20 protein-coding genes are annotated in these 20,921 nt (G+C 62.7%); 10 read left to right on the top strand and 10 right to left on the bottom strand.

Annotated elements, in window-relative coordinates:
* Nucleotides 1-57 precede the first annotated feature (57 nt).
* Nucleotides 58-522: a DUF488 domain-containing protein gene (locus V1273_RS23035; RefSeq protein WP_057843701.1), complete on the bottom strand. Its 465-nt coding sequence runs from the start codon at nucleotides 520-522 to the stop codon at nucleotides 58-60.
* A 143-nt stretch (nucleotides 523-665) separates the two neighbouring features.
* On the opposite strand from V1273_RS23035, the gene V1273_RS23030 reads away from it, so the two are divergent.
* Nucleotides 666-1,631 (top strand): Bug family tripartite tricarboxylate transporter substrate binding protein, encoded by a 966-nt coding sequence (locus tag V1273_RS23030; RefSeq protein WP_334410936.1) that lies wholly within the window; start codon nucleotides 666-668, stop codon nucleotides 1,629-1,631.
* 8 nt (nucleotides 1,632-1,639) lie between these two features.
* On the opposite strand, the gene V1273_RS23025 is transcribed toward V1273_RS23030, so the two are convergent.
* On the bottom strand, nucleotides 1,640-2,464 hold the full coding sequence (locus V1273_RS23025) for a DUF72 domain-containing protein (RefSeq protein WP_334410935.1): 825 nt from the start codon (nucleotides 2,462-2,464) through the stop codon (nucleotides 1,640-1,642).
* A gap of 204 nt (nucleotides 2,465-2,668) precedes the next feature.
* Entirely contained in the window at nucleotides 2,669-3,292 is a 624-nt protein-coding gene (locus V1273_RS23020) for a phasin family protein (RefSeq protein ID WP_334363536.1), read from the bottom strand.
* A gap of 216 nt (nucleotides 3,293-3,508) precedes the next feature.
* On the opposite strand from V1273_RS23020, the gene V1273_RS23015 reads away from it, so the two are divergent.
* The 3 genes from V1273_RS23015 (at nucleotide 3,509) to V1273_RS23005 (ending at nucleotide 6,588) form a co-directional block, all read left to right on the top strand.
* Complete coding sequence (locus V1273_RS23015) at nucleotides 3,509-3,706, top strand: hypothetical protein (RefSeq protein ID WP_334410934.1); 198 nt, start codon at nucleotides 3,509-3,511, stop codon at nucleotides 3,704-3,706.
* A gap of 244 nt (nucleotides 3,707-3,950) precedes the next feature.
* The gene (locus V1273_RS23010) at nucleotides 3,951-5,081 is read left to right on the top strand and encodes a glycosyltransferase family 2 protein (protein ID WP_334363534.1); all 1,131 of its coding nucleotides are present in this window, start codon (nucleotides 3,951-3,953) and stop codon (nucleotides 5,079-5,081) included.
* Between the two features lie 7 nt (nucleotides 5,082-5,088).
* Nucleotides 5,089-6,588 carry a glycosyltransferase family 39 protein gene (locus V1273_RS23005; protein ID WP_334410932.1) on the top strand — a complete coding sequence of 500 codons (1,500 nt, stop codon included), beginning with the start codon at nucleotides 5,089-5,091 and terminating at the stop codon, nucleotides 6,586-6,588.
* Between the two features lie 14 nt (nucleotides 6,589-6,602).
* Here V1273_RS23005 and V1273_RS23000 read toward each other — a convergent pair whose 3' ends face one another.
* Together V1273_RS23000 and V1273_RS22995 are read right to left on the bottom strand one after the other, a co-directional pair.
* The gene (locus V1273_RS23000; protein WP_334410930.1) at nucleotides 6,603-8,498 is read right to left on the bottom strand and encodes a CHASE2 domain-containing protein; all 1,896 of its coding nucleotides are present in this window, start codon (nucleotides 8,496-8,498) and stop codon (nucleotides 6,603-6,605) included.
* A gap of 11 nt (nucleotides 8,499-8,509) precedes the next feature.
* The gene (locus tag V1273_RS22995) at nucleotides 8,510-9,031 is read right to left on the bottom strand and encodes a FecR domain-containing protein (protein ID WP_334410929.1); all 522 of its coding nucleotides are present in this window, start codon (nucleotides 9,029-9,031) and stop codon (nucleotides 8,510-8,512) included.
* Between the two features lie 288 nt (nucleotides 9,032-9,319).
* Between V1273_RS22995 and V1273_RS22990 the strand changes: the two genes are divergently transcribed.
* The 4 genes from V1273_RS22990 to V1273_RS22975 all read left to right on the top strand — a co-directional run bounded on the left by V1273_RS22990 (nucleotide 9,320) and on the right by V1273_RS22975 (nucleotide 14,552).
* The gene (locus V1273_RS22990; protein ID WP_334363530.1) at nucleotides 9,320-10,015 is read left to right on the top strand and encodes a DUF899 family protein; all 696 of its coding nucleotides are present in this window, start codon (nucleotides 9,320-9,322) and stop codon (nucleotides 10,013-10,015) included.
* Between the two features lie 401 nt (nucleotides 10,016-10,416).
* Nucleotides 10,417-11,757, top strand: a complete 1,341-nt coding sequence (locus tag V1273_RS22985) for an RtcB family protein (RefSeq protein ID WP_334410927.1) — start codon at nucleotides 10,417-10,419, stop codon at nucleotides 11,755-11,757.
* Between the two features lie 265 nt (nucleotides 11,758-12,022).
* Complete coding sequence (locus V1273_RS22980; protein WP_334363528.1) at nucleotides 12,023-13,180, top strand: DUF2778 domain-containing protein; 1,158 nt, start codon at nucleotides 12,023-12,025, stop codon at nucleotides 13,178-13,180.
* Between the two features lie 610 nt (nucleotides 13,181-13,790).
* Nucleotides 13,791-14,552 carry a Crp/Fnr family transcriptional regulator gene (locus V1273_RS22975; protein WP_334410925.1) on the top strand — a complete coding sequence of 254 codons (762 nt, stop codon included), beginning with the start codon at nucleotides 13,791-13,793 and terminating at the stop codon, nucleotides 14,550-14,552.
* A 92-nt stretch (nucleotides 14,553-14,644) separates the two neighbouring features.
* On the opposite strand, the gene V1273_RS22970 is transcribed toward V1273_RS22975, so the two are convergent.
* The 4 genes from V1273_RS22970 to V1273_RS22955 all read right to left on the bottom strand — a co-directional run bounded on the left by V1273_RS22970 (nucleotide 14,645) and on the right by V1273_RS22955 (nucleotide 18,223).
* Nucleotides 14,645-14,842 carry a hypothetical protein gene (locus V1273_RS22970; protein WP_334363526.1) on the bottom strand — a complete coding sequence of 66 codons (198 nt, stop codon included), beginning with the start codon at nucleotides 14,840-14,842 and terminating at the stop codon, nucleotides 14,645-14,647.
* Between the two features lie 463 nt (nucleotides 14,843-15,305).
* Nucleotides 15,306-15,773, bottom strand: a complete 468-nt coding sequence (locus V1273_RS22965) for a phasin family protein (RefSeq protein ID WP_334410923.1) — start codon at nucleotides 15,771-15,773, stop codon at nucleotides 15,306-15,308.
* Nucleotides 15,774-16,174: 401 nt separating this feature from the next.
* Nucleotides 16,175-17,818, bottom strand: coding sequence for a chaperonin GroEL (gene groL / locus V1273_RS22960; RefSeq protein WP_334363521.1), 1,644 nt, complete (start codon nucleotides 17,816-17,818; stop codon nucleotides 16,175-16,177).
* A gap of 90 nt (nucleotides 17,819-17,908) precedes the next feature.
* Nucleotides 17,909-18,223, bottom strand: a complete 315-nt coding sequence (locus V1273_RS22955; RefSeq protein WP_334363520.1) for a co-chaperone GroES — start codon at nucleotides 18,221-18,223, stop codon at nucleotides 17,909-17,911.
* A gap of 381 nt (nucleotides 18,224-18,604) precedes the next feature.
* Here V1273_RS22955 and V1273_RS22950 point away from each other — a divergent pair, with 381 nt between their 5' ends.
* Nucleotides 18,605-18,892, top strand: a complete 288-nt coding sequence (locus tag V1273_RS22950) for an usg protein (RefSeq protein WP_212422107.1) — start codon at nucleotides 18,605-18,607, stop codon at nucleotides 18,890-18,892.
* 154 nt (nucleotides 18,893-19,046) lie between these two features.
* Nucleotides 19,047-19,592: a cupin domain-containing protein gene (locus V1273_RS22945; RefSeq protein ID WP_334410921.1), complete on the top strand. Its 546-nt coding sequence runs from the start codon at nucleotides 19,047-19,049 to the stop codon at nucleotides 19,590-19,592.
* 51 nt (nucleotides 19,593-19,643) lie between these two features.
* Here the strand turns inward: V1273_RS22945 and V1273_RS22940 are convergent, their stop codons facing one another.
* Nucleotides 19,644-20,894 (bottom strand): NupC/NupG family nucleoside CNT transporter, encoded by a 1,251-nt coding sequence (locus tag V1273_RS22940; RefSeq protein ID WP_334381677.1) that lies wholly within the window; start codon nucleotides 20,892-20,894, stop codon nucleotides 19,644-19,646.
* Nucleotides 20,895-20,921 lie beyond the last annotated feature (27 nt).

Below are 20,921 nucleotides of genomic sequence, written 5' to 3'. Positions count from 1 at the left end.
CTGCGAAGCTTGCGTAGCAAGCGTAGAAGGGTCGCTTCGCTCGCAATGACGGTTTGACTACACCTGCGGCGCGACCAGATTTTCCACCTTCACGCCGTCGCGATCCTCGATGATCTCGGCAATCCATTGGCGGTGACAATGAGAATGGTCGCGCTCATAGCAGAGAATGCAGACGGGTCCCGATTGCTTCACCAGCGCCGAAAGCTCGTCGAGTTCCTCCTTGGCCTGAGCGGTCTTCAGGTGCTTGGAATAGATCCTGTGAAGGAGATCGAACTTGCCGCTGCGCGCCGCCTCGCGGCCCTCCTTCGGCGTTCCCAGCCCCTTCAGGTGCAGATAGGAGATGCCGCGCTCGTCGAGGCCGGCCGCGAGCTGAGTTTTGGAGAAGCCCGGCCGCCGCGAGGAAGCAACGGCGCGCACGTCCACCAGGAGCTTGACGCCCGACGCTTCCAGCTCGTCGAGCACAGCCTTCGCCGGCGTTTGCTCATAGCCGATGGTGAAGAGGCGTTTGGTCTTGCGGGCCATGTCGATGTCCGGTGCGTTGATCTGTCATCGGGAAAGCTAGGGTCGTGCGCGGATGATTTCCATATGACGCGTTGCCGCCGGGCGCGGCATGTCGCATAGTCCCTGCAAAGAGCCTGTCGAAGGCCGCATGCACGGGGGACACGATGAACCGATTTTGCCGGACGCTGGCAGGGCTGCTCGCGCTTCTCGTTAGCGGCACGGCGCACGCCCAGACAAGCTATCCCGATCGCCCGGTGAAGATCATCGTCCCGATCGGGCCCGGCGGCAGTTACGATCTGGTCGGGCGGCATCTGGCGGATGCGCTGTCGAAGCGGATGGGGCAGGCCTTCGTGGTCGAGAACAAGCCCGGTGCCGGCACCGTCGTCGGCACGCAGGCCGCAAGCCAGAGCGAGCCGGACGGCTACACGCTGGTGGTCGGCGGGCTCTCCAACATGGCATTCAATTCGGCGCTCTATTCCAAGCTCGGCTATGATCCGCGCAAGGATTTCGTGCCGGTCGCGCTGGTTTACAAGTTCGGCTACGTCATGGTCGGCCGCAAGGATTTACCGCATAGCAAGCTCGCGGACATCGTCGCCGCCGCAAAGGCCAATCCCGGCTCGATCTCGGTCGCGACGGCAGGCGTCGGCACCGGTCAGCAACTGGTAGCGGCTGCCTTCATGAAGGCTGCGGGCGTCAAATTCCTGGAGGTGCCCTACAAGGGGTCTCCGCCAGCCTTTACCGACCTGCTCGCGGGCCGCATCGACCTGTTCTTCGATTCGATGGCCGCCGGGCTGCCTTACGTGCAGTCCGGGCAGGCGCGGGGCATTGCGGTGCTGTCGTCGAAGCGCAGCCCGCTTGCGCCTGATGTGCCGACCATGTCTGAGGCTGGCGTGCCCGGCCTCGACGTCGATTCCTGGCTCGGCATTTTCGCGCCGGCAAAGACGCCGCCGGACGTCATCGCAAAACTGCGCCGGGAAATCCGTGCCGCGCTGCCCGAACTCAAGGAGCGCTTCGAGAAGAGCGGCGGCGAGCCGTGGGATTTGCCTGACGACAAGCTCGATGCGTTCGTCGCGTCCGAATACGAAACCTGGACGAAACTGATCCGCGAGGCCGGCATCAAGCTCGACTGAGCGTTTGATTATTTGACGCGCTCGATCAGCTCCATCGCACCCGCAGGCGCACGCACCTTGCCTTCGTGGATCACATACGCGAACACGTCGCGCGGCATCTTGTTCGGCTTGGCCTTTTCGACGCGCGGCAGGTCGTCGGGCTCGCCGCCGGCGGCCCAGGCCTGAAAGCGCTTCGCCCAGGCATCGAGCTGCTTCGGCGGATAGCAGGTCTTCAGTTCGTCATTGCCCTTCTGCAGGCGCGCATAGACGAAATCGCTGACGATGTCGGCGATCGCGGGATATTTGCCGTGCTCGGCGAATACAACCGGCGTCTCGAATTGTCGCAGCAACGCGATGAACTCCGGCACGCAGAAACTGTCATGCCGCACCTCGACGACGTGACGTAGCGCGCGACCGTCGAGTTTGCGCGGCAACAGTTCGAGGAATTTGCCGAAATCGGCCTCGTCGAATTTTTTGGTCGGCGCGAATTGCCAGAGCACCGGGCCGAGCCGGTCGCCAAGCTCCATCACGCCGGAATCGTAGAAGCGCTTTATGGAGTCGCCGGCCTCTGCCAGCACACGACGATTGGTCGCGAAGCGCGGTCCCTTCAACGAGAACACGAAGCCGTCGGGCACCTCACGCGCCCATTTGCGAAAACTCTCCGGCTTCTGCGAACCGTAATAGGTACCGTTGATCTCGATAGAGGTCAGCTTCGAGGCGGCGTAGGACAGCTCTTTTGCCTGTGCCAGCTTCTCGGGATAGAACACGCCGCGCCACGGCTCGAAGGTCCAGCCGCCGATACCGATATAGATGCTGCCGCTGCTGGTTGCGGTCGACTTAGAGGCCTTGCTCACTGGAAGACTCTTCGGACAGGGGGAGGGCTGACGGATGTTAGCCAAATCGGCTCCGATTGACCAGTTGTCGCCGCGGCGGCAAGGCTTTCGGAATACAAACGCGCGGTCTCGTGGAGCGCTTTTCAAAAAAAGAAGCTCCGGATAACCGGAGCCTCTCTCTTTCGCTCTACGCAAGAGCCGTAGTTTCAACGCGCCCAGGGCTTGTTATGGCTTGTTATGTCTCTCCGGCGCCTTGCCGACTAGGCCCTGAAACGGCTGCAGCGATTGCTTGGCGAGTTTGGTGTGGAGTTCGCAGATCCTCTGCGACTCGGCCACTGACGTCTCATAAGCCCGCTTCACAAATTCGCTTTGAACCGTCATCGCCTTGTCGAGCGAGCGAACGCCGCTGAGCTGTTCGACAAAGGACCCGAAATCCTCGAGCGATTTCCTTGTGTAGTCGCGATAGGCGTTCGCGATGGTCTGCAGGCTGACCGGCGCAGGCTCCGTAGCGGGCTCGGCGGGCGCAGACTGGATCGATGCGGCCTCGGCTGGCGCGGCCTCGGCCGGCGCGGGCTCGGCCGGCGAGGGCGCCGCGGTCGGCTGCGGTTCCGGCGATGCGGCGACGGCTGGTTCGTCGACGGCCGGCTGATCGACCTTCGGGCTTTCCGCGTGAGCCGGCTCCGGCTGCAGCGGCGGATCCTGATCCGGGCTTTGCAATTCAACCGGCGCCGGGTTCGCCGTTGGGCTCACCGTCGGGTTCTCTTGGGGAGCGGCCTTTTTGCCCCGCTCTCCCTTCCGGTTGCGCCGTCCGGATTTCCCGGTCGGCTTGCCCTGATCTGTATTCGACATCTGCTTCCCCTATTCCCTGTCAAATCAAAGGTCGAGACTCCGCCATGTTTGCGATCTAATCGCGGTTCTTGCTTGTCGGTCGCGCGGCACTCGCGTGGTCAGATTTTGAAAGGTGGACTCGATGGGGTGTTTTCTCAATGGTCGACGCAGGGACTATTCCTCCACGCGCTTTTTCCATGATATCAGTTCCCGGTCAGGCGTAGGGGAACGTAGAGTATGAATTCGCAGTCATTCGCCGGTCTTTTGGGAGCCATCGTCGCCTCGATCGTGATGGTGGTCGCCGTCGCCTACGGGCCGATCGGCCAGTATGGAAAGCCCACCAAACCGGCCAGCATCCAGCAACCGGCGCCGGTGCAGCCGGCGCCTGTTGCGCCAGCGCCGCGCGGCCCGGTGATTCGGGAAGTGCCGAATTAGGAGAGACGGATCCCCCCTTGCGGAACGCGGGCGGTGTTCCCATGTTATATTCAACGGCGACGTTGAAGCTTCAAGGCTCCGACGCTGGAACGACCATGAATAGTTTGGCTGCGCCGGATGTACGCGCGCCCTCTGTTCGTGGTCGTTGGCATTTAAGGCTCCTCTTTAAGGCCGTTTTCCCCCATTGAGTGGCTGTTCCGGAACCCTTGGCATGTGAGGCGGCTGCGGATATACGCTGGCGGCCATGAATGACGCCATCAAACCGGGCCCCGAAACCCCGTCGCAGGCCGGTTTGCCTGAGCTTTCGGTCGTCGTCCCTACATTCAACGAACGCGACAACGTGACGGTGCTGTACCGGCGGCTGGAGGCGACGCTGGCGGGCATCGCCTGGGAAGTCGTCTTTGTCGACGACAATTCCCCCGACGGAACCTGGGAAGTGGTGCGCGGGCTCGCGCGGAAGGACTCCCGCGTCCGCTGCATCCGCCGGATCGGGCGACGCGGACTGTCGGGTGCCTGCATCGAGGGTATCCTGGCATCGAGCGCGCCCTATGCTGCGGTGATCGACGCCGACCTGCAGCACGACGAAGCACAACTGCCGAAGATGGTCGCGCTGCTGCGGAGCGGCGAGGCGGAACTGGTGGTCGGCAGCCGCTACATCGAGGGCGGCAGCGCCGACAGTTTCAACAAGCAGCGGGCAGGCGCCAGTCAGCTTGCGACCGAGGTCGCCAAGCGCACGCTGAAGGTCGAGATCGCCGATCCCATGAGCGGCTTCTTCATGATTCGCCGCGATCGTTTCGAGCAACTGGCGCCGCAGCTCTCGACCCAGGGCTTCAAGATCCTGCTCGATATCGTCGCCTCGGCGCAGGGCAAGCTGCGCGCCGTCGAAATTCCCTATACCTTCGGCTCGCGCCAGCATGGCGAGAGCAAACTCGACTCCATGGTGGCGCTGGATTTCCTCGGGCTGGTGCTGGCCAAGCTGACGCATGACGTGGTGTCACTGCGTTTCCTGTTGTTCGCGATGGTCGGGGGCACCGGCCTTGTCGTACATCTCGTGGCGCTGTTCATCGCGCACGAAATCTTCAATGCCCGGTTTGCTGAGGCGCAGGCCATTGGTGCGCTGGTCGCGATGACCAGCAATTTCATTCTGAACAATTTCCTCACCTATCGCGACCAGCGGCTGAAGGGATTTGCGATCCTGCGCGGCCTGCTGCTGTTCTATCTGGTGTGCGGCGTCGGCCTGCTTGCCAACGTCGGGGTGGCGTTCTCGATCTTCGAGCAGGAACCGATCTGGTGGCTTGCGGGGCTTGCCGGCGCGCTGATGGGCGTGGTCTGGAATTACGCCATGTCCGGTCTGTTCGTCTGGCGCAGGCGATAATCGGAAGATGACCTCGAACGAGGCGCGGGTTGCCCTCAACACGGGTCTGGCGATCCTGGCGCTGATCGCGCTACGCCTGATCGCTGCCGCGTTCACGCCGATCACCTTCGATGAAGCCTATTACTGGATGTGGTCGAAGCATCTGGCCGGCGGCTATTACGATCATCCGCCGATGGTCGCGGTGGTGATCCGGCTCGGCACCCTGATCGCAGGCGATACCGAATTCGGCGTGCGGCTGGTCTCGATCCTGCTGGCGCTGCCGATGAGCTGGGCGATCTACCAGGCTGGCGCCATCCTGTTTGGCAGCCGGCGCGTGGCAGCCTCGTCTGCGGTCCTTTTGAACATCACGCTGATGGCCGCCGTCGGCACCATGATCGTGACGCCGGACGCGCCGCTCCTGGTGGCGTCCAGTCTCCTGCTGTTTGCGCTCGCCAAGGTGCTGCAGACCGGCCGCGGCGTGTGGTGGCTGGCGGTCGGCGCAGCGGCCGGCTGCGCGCTGCTGTCGAAATACACCGCACTGTTCTTCGGACCTGCCATCCTGATCTGGCTGATCGCGGTTCCCAAACTGCGGCACTGGCTGGTCTCGCCCTGGCTTTATCTCGGCGGGCTCGTTGCGCTAGCGCTCTTCGCGCCGGTCATTCTGTGGAACGCCGACCACCACTGGGTGTCCTTCATCAAGCAGATGGGGCGGGCGCGCATCGAGGATTTCCGCCCGGTCTACATCGCCGAGCTGCTTCCGACGCAGATCGCGTTTGCGACGCCCCTGGTGTGGGTCCTCGGCGCGATGGGGCTTTACGCGCTGTTCCGCAGCCGCGCCGGTGCGCCGCCGGCGCGCGCACTCGTCAATGCGATGTTCTGGATCATCGTCGCCTATTTCGTCTGGCATTCGCTGCATGCGCGCGTCGAGGCCAACTGGTTTGCGCCGGTCTATCCTGCATTCGCCGTCGCCGCAGCCGTCGCCGCGCATCTGGTCCAATGGCAGCCGCGCTGGCAGCGCCTCGTCGACTTCTGCCGGCGTTGGGCGGTGCCGAGTGGCGTCCTTATGTTTGTGCTGCTGGTCGTGCAGGCCGACACCGGCATGCTGTCGGGCTATCGCCGCGATGCCACCGTGCGCAGCATCGGCATCGGCTGGCGCCAGACGGCTGATGCGATTGAGGCGGCGCGGGCGCGAATGGGAGCCACATGCGTGCTGGCCTCTGACTATGGCACCACCGGCTGGCTCGCTTTCTACCTGCCGAAGGGCACCTGCGTGACGCAGCACAGCCAGCGCTTCCGCTGGGTCAACATGCCCGTGCCCGATGCGGCGCAGCTCGCAGGTCCGTTGCTCTACGTCCGCGAGGTCCTCCGAGACGATGCTCCGTTGAAGGACAAGTTCGTCCGCGTCGAGAAGATCGGTGAGGTCGAACGTAAGCGCGGCCCGCTCGTGATCGAGACCTATGCGCTTCATCTCATGCATGGCCCGAAGGGCGACGTGTTTGACCGCACGCCGCCGCCGGAACTGCGATAGGACGCGTGGGCCAGTCACTCGGCGGCGTCGCGATGCGTGCGTTGGTCCAGCGTGGGGCGTTCGCTCCGCCACAGCCAGACCGCGAGCGAGCCTGATCGGCCGCGAATCTGCGCTTCGACGGGACCGGCAAGGCTTCCGGTTTTCAGCCGCGCGCCGGTGCGTTTGGCTGCGATGCGCAACGTGTCGCTGAGCGCCAGCCGGACATCGTGGCGGGCCGCCACTTCCATCAACCGGCTTGCGACGTTGACGGTGTCACCGGTCGCGGTGATGTGCTGATGGTTGCGGCCGCCGAGCCGGGAGGCAACGATCGGCCCGAAATGCGCGCCGATCTTGAAGCCGATCCGCACGGCGATCGGCGGCGGCAACGCTTCGATCCAGCGTTCGGTCTTGACGCAGAGCGCAATCGAACATTGTGCCGCGCGCGTAGCGTCATCCTCAGCCGGCTTCGGCAGGCCGAACAGGATCATGGCGCCGTCGCCGAGAAAACTCGTGATCATGCCGCCGCATCGCGTCACTTCCTTGTCGACCAGCGCGTGAAATTCCTTCAATAGCCCCCGCGTGGCATCCGGATCGAGCGTTTCGCTGAGCGAGGTAAATCCAGAGAGATCGACGAACACGACTGCGGCATTCTGCCGGACCGGCGCCAGCAGGAAGTCAGGATCGCGTGTTAGCCATTCCTGCAGGCCCGGCGTCTGGAATTGTTCGAGCAGCCTGTTTTGCACGGCGAGATGCTGGGCGCTGCGCCGGCCCGACCATAGCTGGACCGCGCCGAACAGCATGAGCGGCGGCGCTGCTGCCGCAATGGTCGTCGCGGCGTCGAGCCAGATGCCGTGCGCGAAAGCAATCGTGTTCGCAGTCGCCCATGCCAGCACGACCGCGCTGACCGCCACGAGACCGATCGGGTTTCGCCGCCACACCAGCAAACCGACCAGCAACATCGGCAGCAGGATCGCCGTGATCGCCCCGGCGATGCGAACCGTTTGGTTGCGCACGAGGCCGTCTCCTGCGACAAGATGCGTAATCGCAGTGGAAATGATTTCCACCCCAGGCATCAGTGAATCGAACGGCGTCGGAAAGAAGTCGCCGGCGCCGGTTGCGGTCGCGCCGAGCACGACGATGCGGCCCTGAATCGCTTCCTTGTCGATCTGGCCGTCGACCAGATTGGCGGCACTGATCGTGCGAATGGTCTGGCGTGGTCCGTAATAGGAAATCGGCAGCGCATAGTGGGAGGCGGTTGGGATCAGCCGATCGCCGAACCTGAGGCGGTCGGGCTCGATCGTCAGCGGTTGGTCGATCGCGATCGATGCGACACGGAGCGGAAACGACAGCTCGATCTTGTCGCGTGTCCGGAACAGCATCGGGACCGAGAGCGGCGTGCCGGTCTGGCCTGTAGCAACATTGGCGATACCGACTTCCGCGCGGTCGGCGAATGCCGGCAGCGGCGGCAGGAAGCGGCTGGCCTTCGGCAGGTCGGCCAGTGGGCCATCGTTCTCCGCGGAAGGCTGAACGGTGTTCGAAAATACCGCAGCCGCTGCAAGCACCGTCGGACCCGCCGCGAGCGATTTCGCGAGCGCCGCATCGCCGTCGGCCGGTCCCTTGTCGATCAGCAGGAGGTCGATCGCGATGACTTTGGGCTCCAGCCGCGCGATCGCCTCGACGATTTTGGCTATCTCTGCGCGCGGCAGGGGATAGGTGCCGACGAGTTTGACGACGGTGTCGTCGATCGCAACGATCGTGACGAGGTCCGGCGGCGCCTTCACGCCGCGCACCAGCGTGCGCACGTCGGTCAATGCCGACTCGAGCCGGTCGAGAAACCGCAAATGGCCGGCCGAATGGCCGAGCCATATCGCGCCTGCCCATAATCCCGTGCAAAGCAACACAACCAGAATATGAAGGCGTCGACGGCTCATCCGCTCGGCTTCTATTGTCCTAATCTTGCCATCAGGGCCGCGACGCGCGCAGGCGGCCAGCGCTTGATGATCAACTCGCCCGACGGCTCGACATCGACGCCATCACCGGCGCCGAGTACGACGCTGCCGCGGCCGGCGGGGCGCGCCACGCGCACACGGCCGTTGACGACGAAGACCGATGTCTTTGCACCTTCGGCGTCCACCGTCCATTTGGTACTGCGCACCGCGGCAATCGCCTGTGGCGTCATCACCTCGAGCCTGACGCGGCCCGGCTTCTTCGGCACTTCGAGCAGCAGGGCCTTGTTACTGAGTTCGACGGAATCGACCTGGCCATCACGGTTGCGATCCCTGAGTTCGAACTTCGCGCCGCTTTCGGCCACGATCGTGATCGCGTTCTGGCAATGCAGTGTTTGCGTTCCCTGGGCCGTCGATGCGGACGTGCAGCCTGATTTTGCCGGCTGCGCCGCCGCCGCTCCGGCGAACAGCAGCATGCCTGCGAAGGCGATCGATCCGGCGCGTGCCAGCATTGTCATGGCGGCTCCCTTTTGGGGTGCGGCGAAAACAGAGGACTAGGATGATACGGCACCGTATCGAGCGCGCGATCCAATGCAAAGCCAATAGTATGTCGGCCTTCGGCGGGTAAGGTTCGGCGAAGTCTTCCGATCCGGCGGTTCGGCAAAAAGATCCGGTAAAACAGCACAGAAACGGCTCGAAAATGGACCGAAACTGCGGCAGGAACAGCGAAATTTCCGTTGCGCAGGTGTCGGATCGAAGAGGCGCGAAACGTCTTGTAACCACTCGACCACAACCGAGGTGTTGCCATGTCCAGTTCCGCCCTGAAACCCGCCGCCGACCTCGCCCGCGGAAACAGCGTGCGCTTTCCCAACGAGAGCGCCGAATATCGCCGCGCCCGTGAGCAATTGCTGGCCGAGGAGATTGAACTGCGCCGTCACATCGAACGGGTCGCCGAATTGCGCCGGGCGTTGCCGCCGGGCGGCGCGGTGACGAAAAACTATCAATTCGAAGGCGAGGGCGGCAAGGCCACCTTGTCGGACCTGTTCGGCGACAAGCAGACGCTCGTGATCTACAGCTACATGTTCGGCCCGCAGCGCGAACAACTGTGCCCGATGTGCACCTCGTTCATGAGCACCTGGGAAGGCAAGCTGCCCGACGTCGAACAGCGCATCGCCTTCGTGTTCGTGGCGCGCTCGCCGATCGCGCGATTGATCGAGGCGAAGAAGGCGCGCGGCTGGACACGGCACAGGATCTATTCCGATGCGTCGGGCGATTACACGCGCGACTATGTCAGCGCGGCGGATGCCGATGCGCCCGGCTACACCGTGTTCACCCGGCGTGACGGCAGCATCTGCCATTTCTGGTCCGCTGAAATGGGACCGTCGACCGCCGATCCCGGACAGGACCCCCGCGGCGCGCCCGACTTCGATCCGCTGTGGACCATTCTCGACACCACGCCCGAAGGGCGTGGCAAGGACTGGTATCCGCGGCTGAGCTACTAGCGCCCGCGACGCGCGGACGTTGTAGGCGCTATTTACAAACCCGGAAATTGATGTATGTGATCGCGCGCTTCCGCCGATCATTGGAAAGACGATGCTTCGCATAGACACCAATCCGTCACGTTGTGCAGGCCAGCCGGTCGTCCGGCGCGGTCGTGCTTTGACGTGCGCAATTGGTGTGTATTCGATTGGTGAATCGTACCACCAAAGCAAACTACCAGCATAAAACGGCAGCGGGTGTCCCCCTGCCGTCGAGGCAGGGAACGATCCGCGGTGTGCCATTCGTGGCAAGCTAGACCTCATAATTCCTCCCTGTCCCAACCGACCCGTGTCGCGACTGACACGGGACGCACCGGAGTCCGGAACGGCCTTCGGATTGAAGTATTGTTGTGAAGGAGGATGAGATGCGATCCGATCCCTACCAGGAGCGCGCGAGGGCTTTGGCCATTGAAGCGGGGCTCGAGCCCGACGCCAAGATCGACCGGCCCGGTCAGCGGCCGATGCCGACCTGGTGCCTGTTTCGCGACGCCGCGCGCAAGGAAAAGCTCGTGCGCGATGCGGAGGCTGTTGCCACTGACATCGCCAGCAAGCCGCAGGCGGCGCAATACCAGAACAGCCCGCTCAAGATCTTCGGCAAGCACGAGGACGCAACGATCGCGCAGATGCGCAATTGCATGTCAGTCGGCAACGCCGTCGCCGGCGTCATTTGCGCGGACGGCCATCTCGGTTATGCGCAGCCAGTCGGCGGCGTGATTGCCTATGAGAAGCAGATCAGCATCTCCGGCGTCGGCTTCGACATCGGCTGCGGCAACATGGCCGTGCGCCTCGATACGCCGTTCAGCCAGATCGAAAGCAATGTCGGCACGACCATCAGGGACGTGCACAGCGTGATTTCGTTCGGCGTCGGTCGCACCAACGACGAGCGGGTCGAGCATGAACTGTTCGACGATGATGACGCGTGGCGTGAATCCGACATGGGCGCCTATCGGCAGAAGGCAGTGTCGCAACTCGGCACCGTCGGATCGGGCAACCACTACGTCGACCTGATGCGCGACGAGGAGGGCTTTGTCTGGATCGGCGTGCATTTCGGCAGCCGTGGCCTCGGCCATACCAGCGCGACCCGCTATCTCGAGGCCGCCGGCGGTAAGGACGGCATGAACGTGCCGCCCGCCGTCATCGACGAGGACAGCGAGATCGGGCGGCGCTACATCGCGGCGATGCAACTCGCCGGGCGCTACTCCTATGCCGGCCGCGAATGGGTGGTCGAGCGCGTGCGTCGGATCATCGGCGGCGCGATCACCGACATGGTTCACAACCACCACAATTACGCGTGGCGGGAGAACCATGGCGGCAAGGATTTGTGGGTGGTTCGCAAGGGCGCGACCCCGGCATTTCCGGGACAGCGTGGCTTCATCGGCGGATCGATGGGCGACGACGCTGTCATCGTCGAAGGTGTCGACAGCGACGAGGCGAAGGCTTCGCTCTACTCGACCGTGCACGGCGCGGGCCGTTTGTTTGGCCGCAGGGAGGCCAAGCGCCGGTTCACGCGGGCCGAGATGGACGCATGGTTGCAATCGCGTGGCGTGGCGTTGATCGGCGCGGACCTCGATGAAAGCCCGATGGCCTATCGCCGATTGCCGGAGGTGATCGCGGAGCACGCCGGCTCGATCAGGGTGCAGCACACGCTGCGTCCGTTCGCCGTGGCGATGGCGGGCGAGAACGAGTTCGATCCATTCAAGGATTGAGGCCGAACTTGGCCCGTTATGGGACATCCGGCGTTTACGTCACGCCGGGTGTCCCTGATGGGGACCAGCGCCCGCATCATTGCGGGGAAATTTCTCCAATAGTTCCATGGATTTGAGCCCGCCTTACATCCGCCCGCGTTTAAGCCGGATTTAACTAAAAGTCGCCTTAATGACGCTCTGTGCCTCTGCGAGATGCTGCAGGCAACGTCTCCGGACGCAGCATCAAAGGGGACTTGGTGGAATTGTTGTTCTGGGCGTTGTGTGAATGAGTAAGCGTACGCGTGCGTTCGGTCCTGCGGCCCGCAGCCGCGGGAAATCCTCCCGCAAAGGCATTCCCCAATATTTTGTCGGCGGCATCGCGGTCGCAGGCCTCGTGCTGGGCTGCGCCTGGACCGTCTACACCAACGTGCTCGGCGCCAGCATCTATCCATCCGTGAACAACGCCGGCTTCGAGGCGCCCGCCGTCAACAACCCGAGCACCGTCGCGGTGCATGCCGTGCGGCCGGCCTTCAATGAGATTTTCGCCTCGCTGCCGCAACAGTCGCTGGTGATGCCCGCCCCGGAGAACGTCGCGAGTTCGCTGATGTTCAACGAAAGGTTCGCAGCCGCCGCCGCGCAAGGCGAGCCCTCGAGAGCGGTCGAATTTAAGCCCGTCGAACCGACGAAACTGGCGGAAGCTTCGCCGCCGGCCGAAGCGCCGAAAGCCGTTCAAGCTCCGAAGCTCGTGGAAGCGGCGAAGCCGAAGATTTCTGCCCCTGCCACCAAGCTCGCCTTGAACGCACCTGCGCCGGCGCCGGCAGAGACTGAAGCCAAGACCGCGAAGGCATCCGGCTCCACCGTTCGCGACATGGCACAGCGCGCCAAGGCCGCCGTGATGTCGATTGCTTCCAACGACAAGCAGACCATGGTTGAAAAACTGTGGGGCAAGCAGCCTTCGCAGAACTCGCTGCTCGCTTTCGCATCCGCCGACGCCAACGTCACCGGCAGCATCATCGATACGCGAAGCCAGAACCCGATGATGGGCGGCTCGCCGCCCTATGATCGCCAGACTGCCGTCTATGACATCACCGCGCGCAAGGTCTATCTGCCCGACGGTACCCAGCTCGAGGCGCATTCGGGACTGGGCTCGAAGATGGACGATCCCAAATATTCGCATGTGCGGATGCAGGGCGTGACGCCGCCGCACATTTACGAACTGAAGCCGCGCGAGGCGCTGTTTCACGGCGTGCCGGCGCTGCGGCTGACGCCGATCGGCGGCGAGGAAAAAATCTACGGCCGCGACGGACTGCTCGCGCACAGCTACATGCTCGGGCCGAGCGGCCAGTCCAACGGCTGCGTCTCGTTCAAGGACTACTATGCCTTCCTCGACGCCTATCGCAACAAGGGCATCCGCCGGCTCGCCGTGCTGGTGAAGGTCCAATAGGCGGATGCGAACAAGTCGTCGCTCTGCTACTCGCAATGACGAGGACGGATTGACGTCATTACCCAAGAGCCTAACATCGGGTGTCGTCCCTGCGAACTCAGGGCACCCATAACCACTGCTCGTGGTTGTTGATGCGATCGCGGGCTCCAGCTTCATTTCCCAATTCGCATTTGTGATTATGGGTCCCTGCGTTCGCAGGGGCGACACACTGAATATGAGTTCGCGATCTCGCGACGCATTGCGCCCGAGGTTTGATCTCACTGAGCGCACGGATCGGCAGTTTCAAAAATGGAACAGTCTTTTTGACCGCGACTTGCCGTGGGCCGGAATGGAACCATACTATCCCCGTAAGCTTACGGTGTTACCCATGCGCATTTTACGGTTGCGTCCGGTAGCCCATTTGCATCTAACTTCTTGAGATGCCGCGAGCGGCCTGCCTCGCGCCCGAGCGTTTGGAATTTGTTGTTAGAGATTGAGAGCACGTTTGAGTGAGTATGCGTAAGGAAGGCATTTTCAAACTTATGTTAAAGCTCCCGTTCCACGACGCGCCAGACGGAGATGGTCGCGGACGCCTCACCATGGGTTCCCCGCGGTGACGTCTCGCCGAGGAATGGGAAATCGCCTTCTTGCAGCATTGCCGGCATCGGACTTCGATCTGCTGGAGCCCGAGCTTGAGACGATCGCGCTCAATCAGGACGCGGTCCTTTCGCGAGCGGGTGACGCAATCGAGTACGTCTACTTCCCTCATAGCGGCGCCATCTCGCTGATGATCGACATGGCGGACGGACACACGGTCGCCTCCGCCGCAGTCGGGCGTGAGGGGGCAGTAGGCATGCTTTCGGTGCTCGGGCCGTCACCTTCAGATATGACGGCGATCGTTCGTGCGGCGGGCACCGCCTTTCGGATCCCCGCATCGCGATTTCACGCCGCGTTCAACCGGAGCCCCGCGATCCGGCACGCGGTCCAGATTCACGTCAGGGCTATGCTGATGCAGCTTCAACTCGGTTCAGCCTGCAATGCGCTTCACCCGGTCGAGGCGCGCATGGCTCGCTGGTTGCTCCAGCTTCGCGACCGCGTCGACCATGATGTGCTCCCGCTCACCCAGCAGGCGCTATCACAAATAGTCGGTGTGCGACGCACGACTGTGACGCTCCTGATGCGCAAGTTGCGCGCGTGCGGAGCGATCAAGTCCGATCGACGAGGCCTGATCGAGATCGATCCGGCGCGGCTCGCGACGGTCGCGTGCGAATGCCACAACGTCATGCATCTCGGAGTCGAGGAGATGTTCGCGCTCCATTCGGCCCGATCTCGCGCGGCGGTTCTGCCCGACGATCGGCGGATTCCGGGAATTAAATCGCGCGAAGCCATCTGAGCGCGTTTCCGCGACCGCTCGACCTTCCGCGTCGCGACTTGCTGCTGCGGCATTCCGGAACGCACATCGAAGGGCGGATTTTCTCCGCCAGATCAGGTTCTCTGCCGCCGATCACGTTCGAGCGCTGACTCGGATGTCGCCTCGAGCTTCGCAATCTCGCGCAGCACCTTCGCTGTCTGGCGCAGCTCATCGCGCTCAGGGCCCGGCTTCAGCCGTCGTGCCTCGTCAAGAAATTCCTTTGCCTGCAGCAGCCAGGTAGATGTGTCGGTTGAGATTTGCATGCGCGGCATGGCGCCCCTCCATCGCGATCATCACTTGATCTGCCTCGATGCTTACGCCGGGGAGCCGGCGCTGCGATTCCGCACACGGATGCTCGGCTCGTCGACCCAGGCTTCACGGGCAAACCAGGCGTGATCGGCGTGGCAGATCACGCAACGGGTCCGTGAGAAAAACACTGCGCTGCGGCTAAAGCTCTCGCGATCAGTCTTGATGCCGGTGGGAATCGCATGTCCGGTCCGCGGACATTTGACCATGACCATTCCCATATCGCCCTCCTAGAGATTGGTTTCTTTGTTTGAAAAAGCACCGGCCGGTTGGAGTGCGTCACTTGTCGGTGCGGGTTACTTGGGGGGCATCGCGCACCGCGCCTGATCGAGCATCGGGTAGTGGGCCGTATGCTCATCGCTTGGACGTGTTCCAACCGGCCGGATCTCTCCTTGGTGTAGTCTCGGATGTGAATTGGACGCCGGTCTTTTAGCCGGCCTGGTGGAGAACCTTGGTGAAGTGCTTCCTGATCGGCTCACCCGTTTCCGTCGCAAGCTTCTGGGCAAGCACCCACAATTCCCTGTTCTGGTCAGAAGCGGTGTCGAACGCCTTGCGCGCTTGCGCCGCGGATACGCTAAGAACATCAGTGGCTGACTTGCTGCCGAACAGACGGACGAAGTATTCAAGCGTGGAGGCGGCATTGGCGTTTGAGATTTCGAACAGCTTGAGCCCGTAATCGGTCGCGCCCCTCGCATTGCTCGAATAGCTCTCGCGTAGCGCTTCCGTCATTTCCTCTGACGCGGCCTTGATTTTCTCGCAGCCTTCACGTGCGCGGGCGAAGCCCTGCTCGGTAAGCTCGCTAACCACGCCAGGCGCGGCGATCTTGGAGAAGTCCAACCACGGCATTCCGAGAATATTCGTTCCGTTCACGGTGACTTTCATTTCACTTTCACTCACGGCGACATCACCTTTCCCAAGCGAAAGCATTCCTCGCGACGTTCGCTTTCGTCACGAGAGCTCGCGCTCCGCGTTCGATCAGATTGTGGATGAGGATTTTGCCCAGCCCTCGACTTTACTTTGCCCAGGAGTATCGGGACTGTCGGTTCGGTTTGCGACTCTCGCAATAAGTTTTTTTGAAATTGTCAACGCATACGCTGGTATATTTTACCCGCACTGTGCATAACCGGGATATCTTAAGCCGCGGGAAGGTTTTGCTTCAGCGTGACGTTGCAGAAACACCGCGCCGTTGCGGTCCGGATCCGCGCAAACGAAAAACCCCGGCATTTCTGCCGGGGTTTTGCATTTGTGGAGCGAGATCCCGGCTCTGCGGTGCACCGCGTCCGGGACGACTTCGTCGCTTAGAAGTCCATGCCGCCCATGCCGCCGCCCGGGGGCATGCCGGCGCCGGCGCCGGCGTTCTTCTTCGGCAGTTCGGCGATCATGGCTTCGGTGGTGATCAAGAGAGCCGCGACGGAAGCTGCGTTCTGGATCGCCGCACGGACCACCTTGGTCGGGTCGATGATGCCCTTGGAGACCAGATTGCCGTATTCGCCGGTCTGCGAGTCGAAGCCGTAATTGTACTGCTCCTTCTCGAGGATCTTGCCGACGATGACGGAGCCGTCTTCGCCGGCGTTGATCGCGATCTGGCGGGCCGGCGCGGAGAGCGCCTTGCGCACGATCTCGACGCCGGTCTTCTGGTCGTCGTTCTGGGTCTTGAGGCGCTTGAGCTGCTCGGTGGCACGGAGCAGGGCGACGCCGCCGCCCGGCACGATGCCTTCTTCAACCGCCGCGCGGGTCGCATGCATCGCGTCATCCACGCGATCCTTGCGCTCCTTCACCTCGACTTCGGTCGCGCCGCCGACGCGGATCACGGCGACGCCGCCCGCGAGCTTGGCCAGACGCTCCTGCAGCTTCTCACGGTCGTAGTCCGAGGTGGTTTCCTCGATCTGCGCCTTGATCTGCTGCACGCGCGCCTCGATGTCGGCCTTCTTGCCGGCGCCGTTGACGATCGTGGTGTTTTCCTTGTCGATCATCACCTTCTTGGCGCGGCCGAGCATCTGCAGCGTGACGTTCTCGAGCTTGATACCGAGATCTTCCGAGATCGCCTGACCTCCGGTCAGCACCGCGATGTCCTGCAGCATGGCCTTGCGGCGATCGCCGAAGCCCGGAGCCTTGACGGCCGCGACCTTCAGACCACCACGCAGGCGGTTGACGACGAGGGTGGCGAGGGCTTCGCCTTCGACGTCTTCGGCGACGATGACCAGCGGCTTGCCGGTCTGCACCACGGCTTCGAGCAGCGGCAGCAGCTCGTTCAGCGAGGAGAGCTTCTTCTCGTTGATCAGGATGTAGGCGTCGTCCATTTCAACGCGCATCTTGTCGGCGTTGGTGACGAAGTAGGGCGAGATGTAGCCGCGGTCGAACTGCATGCCTTCGACGACGTCGAGTTCGGTTTCGAGCGACTTGGCTTCCTCAACCGTGATCACGCCCTCGTTGCCGACCTTCTTCATGGCGTCAGCCAGGAACTTGCCGATTTCGGCGTCGCCGTTGGCGGAGATGGTGCCGACCTGGGCGATTTCCTCGTTCGAGGTGACCTTCTTGGAGTTCTTGACGAGGTCGGCGACCACGGCTTCCACCGCCAGGTCGATACCGCGCTTCAGGTCCATCGGGTTCATGCCGGCGGCAACCGACTTGGCGCCTTCACGGACGATCGCAGCCGCGAGCACGGTCGCGGTGGTGGTGCCGTCGCCGGCCGCGTCAGCGGACTTGGAGGCGACTTCGCGCACCATCTGCGCGCCCATGTTCTCGAACTTGTCGTCGAGCTCGATCTCCTTGGCGACGGTGACGCCGTCCTTGGTGATACGGGGAGCGCCGAACGACTTGTCGAGCACGACGTTGCGGCCCTTCGGGCCGAGCGTCACCTTCACGGCGTTGGCGAGAATGTCGACGCCGCGCAGCATGCGGTCGCGGGCGTCGACGCCGAATTTGACTTCTTTGGCTGACATATTTGGTTTCCCTGAGTTAGTCTTTGTTTCTCACCCTGTCGGGGAGGCGCCTTGCGGGCGCTCCTCAGGGTGAGCGTGGCAGGCGATGTCTTAGGCGGCCTTCTTCTTGGCCGAGGTGGCGTCGAGCACGCCCATGATGTCGGACTCCTTCATGATCAGGAGTTCCTGGCCGTCGATCTTGACCTCGGTGCCCGACCACTTGCCGAACAGCACGCGGTCGCCGACCTTGAGGTCGATCGGGATCAGCTTGCCGGCTTCGTCACGGCCACCCGGGCCGACGGCAATGACTTCGCCCTGGGAGGGCTTTTCCTTGGCACTGTCCGGAATGATGATGCCGCCAGCGGTCTTCTCTTCGGCGTCGATGCGTTTGACCACGACGCGGTCGTGAAGCGGACGGAAGTTCATGCAGTCCTCCTAAACGTCTGGGAATGTTGTAGAATTCTGGAATTTTGGCAGTCCGGGCCAGCGAGTGCCAACCCGGCTGCGGCTGATTTAGGCCAGTATTCTTCGGGGGACAAGGGCTTCTAGCAGAAAAATTGGCACTCAAATATGTCGTCTGCCAATTTTGTTCGGCATGATTAACGCGGCGGCGGAAGCCTCCGGACCCGTATTAGCACGTGCGGTAAGCTGCTGCTAACGCGTGAATTTTCAACAATTCATTAAACATTTAGGCTTGTGATGGGTTGGTATCGTGCGTCACATTTCTCTCATGTGAGCGCATCTCCGCCGGCGTGGCTCGGTGTGTGGCCACCACGTGAAATGCGCTTCCAGCAATGGAGGTTTGGCATGGTCTCGCGGGTTGGAGTTGCTTCCGACGACTTCCGGAAGCAGGTGCTGGGTTACGGGCTGACGACGGCGCAAATTCTGTATCGGATGCCGGATCATCCTTCATTGCTGCAGACCTATGTCTGGCAGAACTACGATCTGTTTCCGAAATTCCCGGCGCTGAAGGACTTCCTCGCGTTCTGGCAGGAAAAGCTTGATGGCCCGCTGTATTCCGTGACGGTGGCGCATTCCAGGCTGATCAAGCCGGCTGAGCTGCGTGCAGTCGACGGGGTATTCAGGCTGCATTGATTTTGTGGTCGGCGCCGTAGGGTGGGCAAAGGTGCGCTTGCGCCGTGCCCACCATCTGACTCCGCCCGCTACGGTGGGCACGCTTGCGCTTTGCCCACCCTACAAAAAGGTTTTGTGTTAGCCTCCGACATCAAACGAATGAGGGAGGTAGGCAATGTCCAAGCCGAAGAAGGCGACTTCAAGAGCCGCAGCCAAAACCGCCGTCAGGAAGAAATGGGCGGGGTACAAAGGCGCTGCCAGGTCCTCCGCGCGCAAGACCATCAAGTCCAAGGGACGCATTTCCGCTGCGAAAAAGACGACGACCAAAGCCCGGCCGAAGCAGCGCATCGCCATCAGCCATCACCGCGAAGAAGATTTCAAGGCCGACGGCCTGCGCACTTATGCAAAGTACCGCGACCTCGGGATTGCCGACGCGACCCACGGCCTGGCGCAGGCGCATGTCATCCGCTTGGTCGGCCCGTGCAACCCGGCGGAAGTTTCAAAACTGCATTACCACGACGTCGAGTTCCAGATGGTCTATGTGCTCAAGGGCTGGGTGAAGACCTATATGGAAGGGCAGGGCGAGACGCTGATGAAGGAAGGCAGCGCCTGGACCCAGCCGCCGCGCATCAAGCATCTGATCATGGATTATTCCGATGATGTCGAGTTGCTGGAGGTGATCCTACCGGCGGAGTTCAAGACGGTGGAATTAGCGAGTTGACTCTCGCGGTCGTCATTCCGGGCGATGCTTCGCATCGCCCCGAAATGACCGCTAGGTCATCACCCCCACCACTGCCCCCATCAAACACGTCGCCAGCGTACCCGACACGATCGACTTCAATCCCAGCGCATTGATCTCCTCGCGCCGATCCGGTGCCATGGTGCCGAGGCCGCCGATCATGATGCCGAGGCTGGCGAAGTTGGCAAAGCCGCACATCGCGTAGAGCATGATCAGCCGCGAGCGCGGATCGAGCGCGTCCGTGCCGAGTTTCGAGAGGTCGAGATAGGCGATCAGCTCGTTGAGCACGGTCTTGGTGCCCATCAGGCTTCCGGCCGTGACGGCTTGCGGCCAGGGCAGGCCCATCAGCCAGCACACCGGAGCCATCACGAGCCCCAGCAGCCGCTGCAGCGAAATTTTGGCGCCGCCGATCTCGGGCAACAGCCCGAGGATCGCATTGACGAGATAAACCAGCGCCACCAGCACCAAGAGCATCGCGACGATGTTGAGCAGCAGTTCGAGCCCGGCCGCAGTGCCCTTGGTGATTGCATCCATGGTCGAGGACGCATGCATGTCGGGATCACTGAGCGAACCGCCAGTGCGCTTGTCGGAAGTCTCCGGCACCATGATCAGGCTGATCAGTATCGCGGCCGGCGCGCCCAACACGGACGCAATGACAAAATGCGCCGCCGCGTCCGGGATCAGCGGTGCCAGGAATGTGGCGTAGAGCACCAGCACGGTGCCGGCGATGCCGGCCATGCCGCCGGTCATCACCAGGAACAACTCGCTGCGCGTGAGTTGCGCCAAATAGGGGCGGATGAACAGCGGTGCCTCGACCATGCCGAGAAAGATATTGGCCGCGGCCGATAGCCCGACCGCGCCGCCGACGCCGAGCGTGCGCTCCAACAGCCACGCCATGCCGCGCACGATCGGGGGCAGTACGCGCCAGTAGAACAGCAGCGTGGTCAGAACGCTCATGACCAGCACGATCGGCAGCGCCTGAAATGCCAGGATGAAATCCGCGCCCGGCGCCTTGAGATCGAACGGCAGCGCGCCGCCGCCGAGATAGCCGAACACGAAGGAAGTGCCGGCGCGCGTCGCCGCCGCGATCGTGCCGACGGCGTCGTTGATGGCGCCAAAGGCTTTTGCCACCGGCGGCAGCTTGAGCAGCACCAGCGCAGTAACGATGGTGACGGCCAGCCCGATCGCCACCTGACGGAGCGACACGGCGCGGCGGTTCTCGCCGCACGCCCATGCGATCGCCAGCAACGCCAGCACGCCAAACGCCGATTGCAGTTGCAGCATGAATCCCCCCGAAACCCCTGGGGAGCG

This window comes from Bradyrhizobium sp. AZCC 1721 (genome assembly GCF_036924715.1).
Lineage (GTDB): Bacteria > Pseudomonadota > Alphaproteobacteria > Rhizobiales > Xanthobacteraceae > Bradyrhizobium.
The sequence above is the reverse complement of the archived record's forward strand: the minus strand, read 5'-3'. Positions and strand labels throughout refer to the sequence as shown.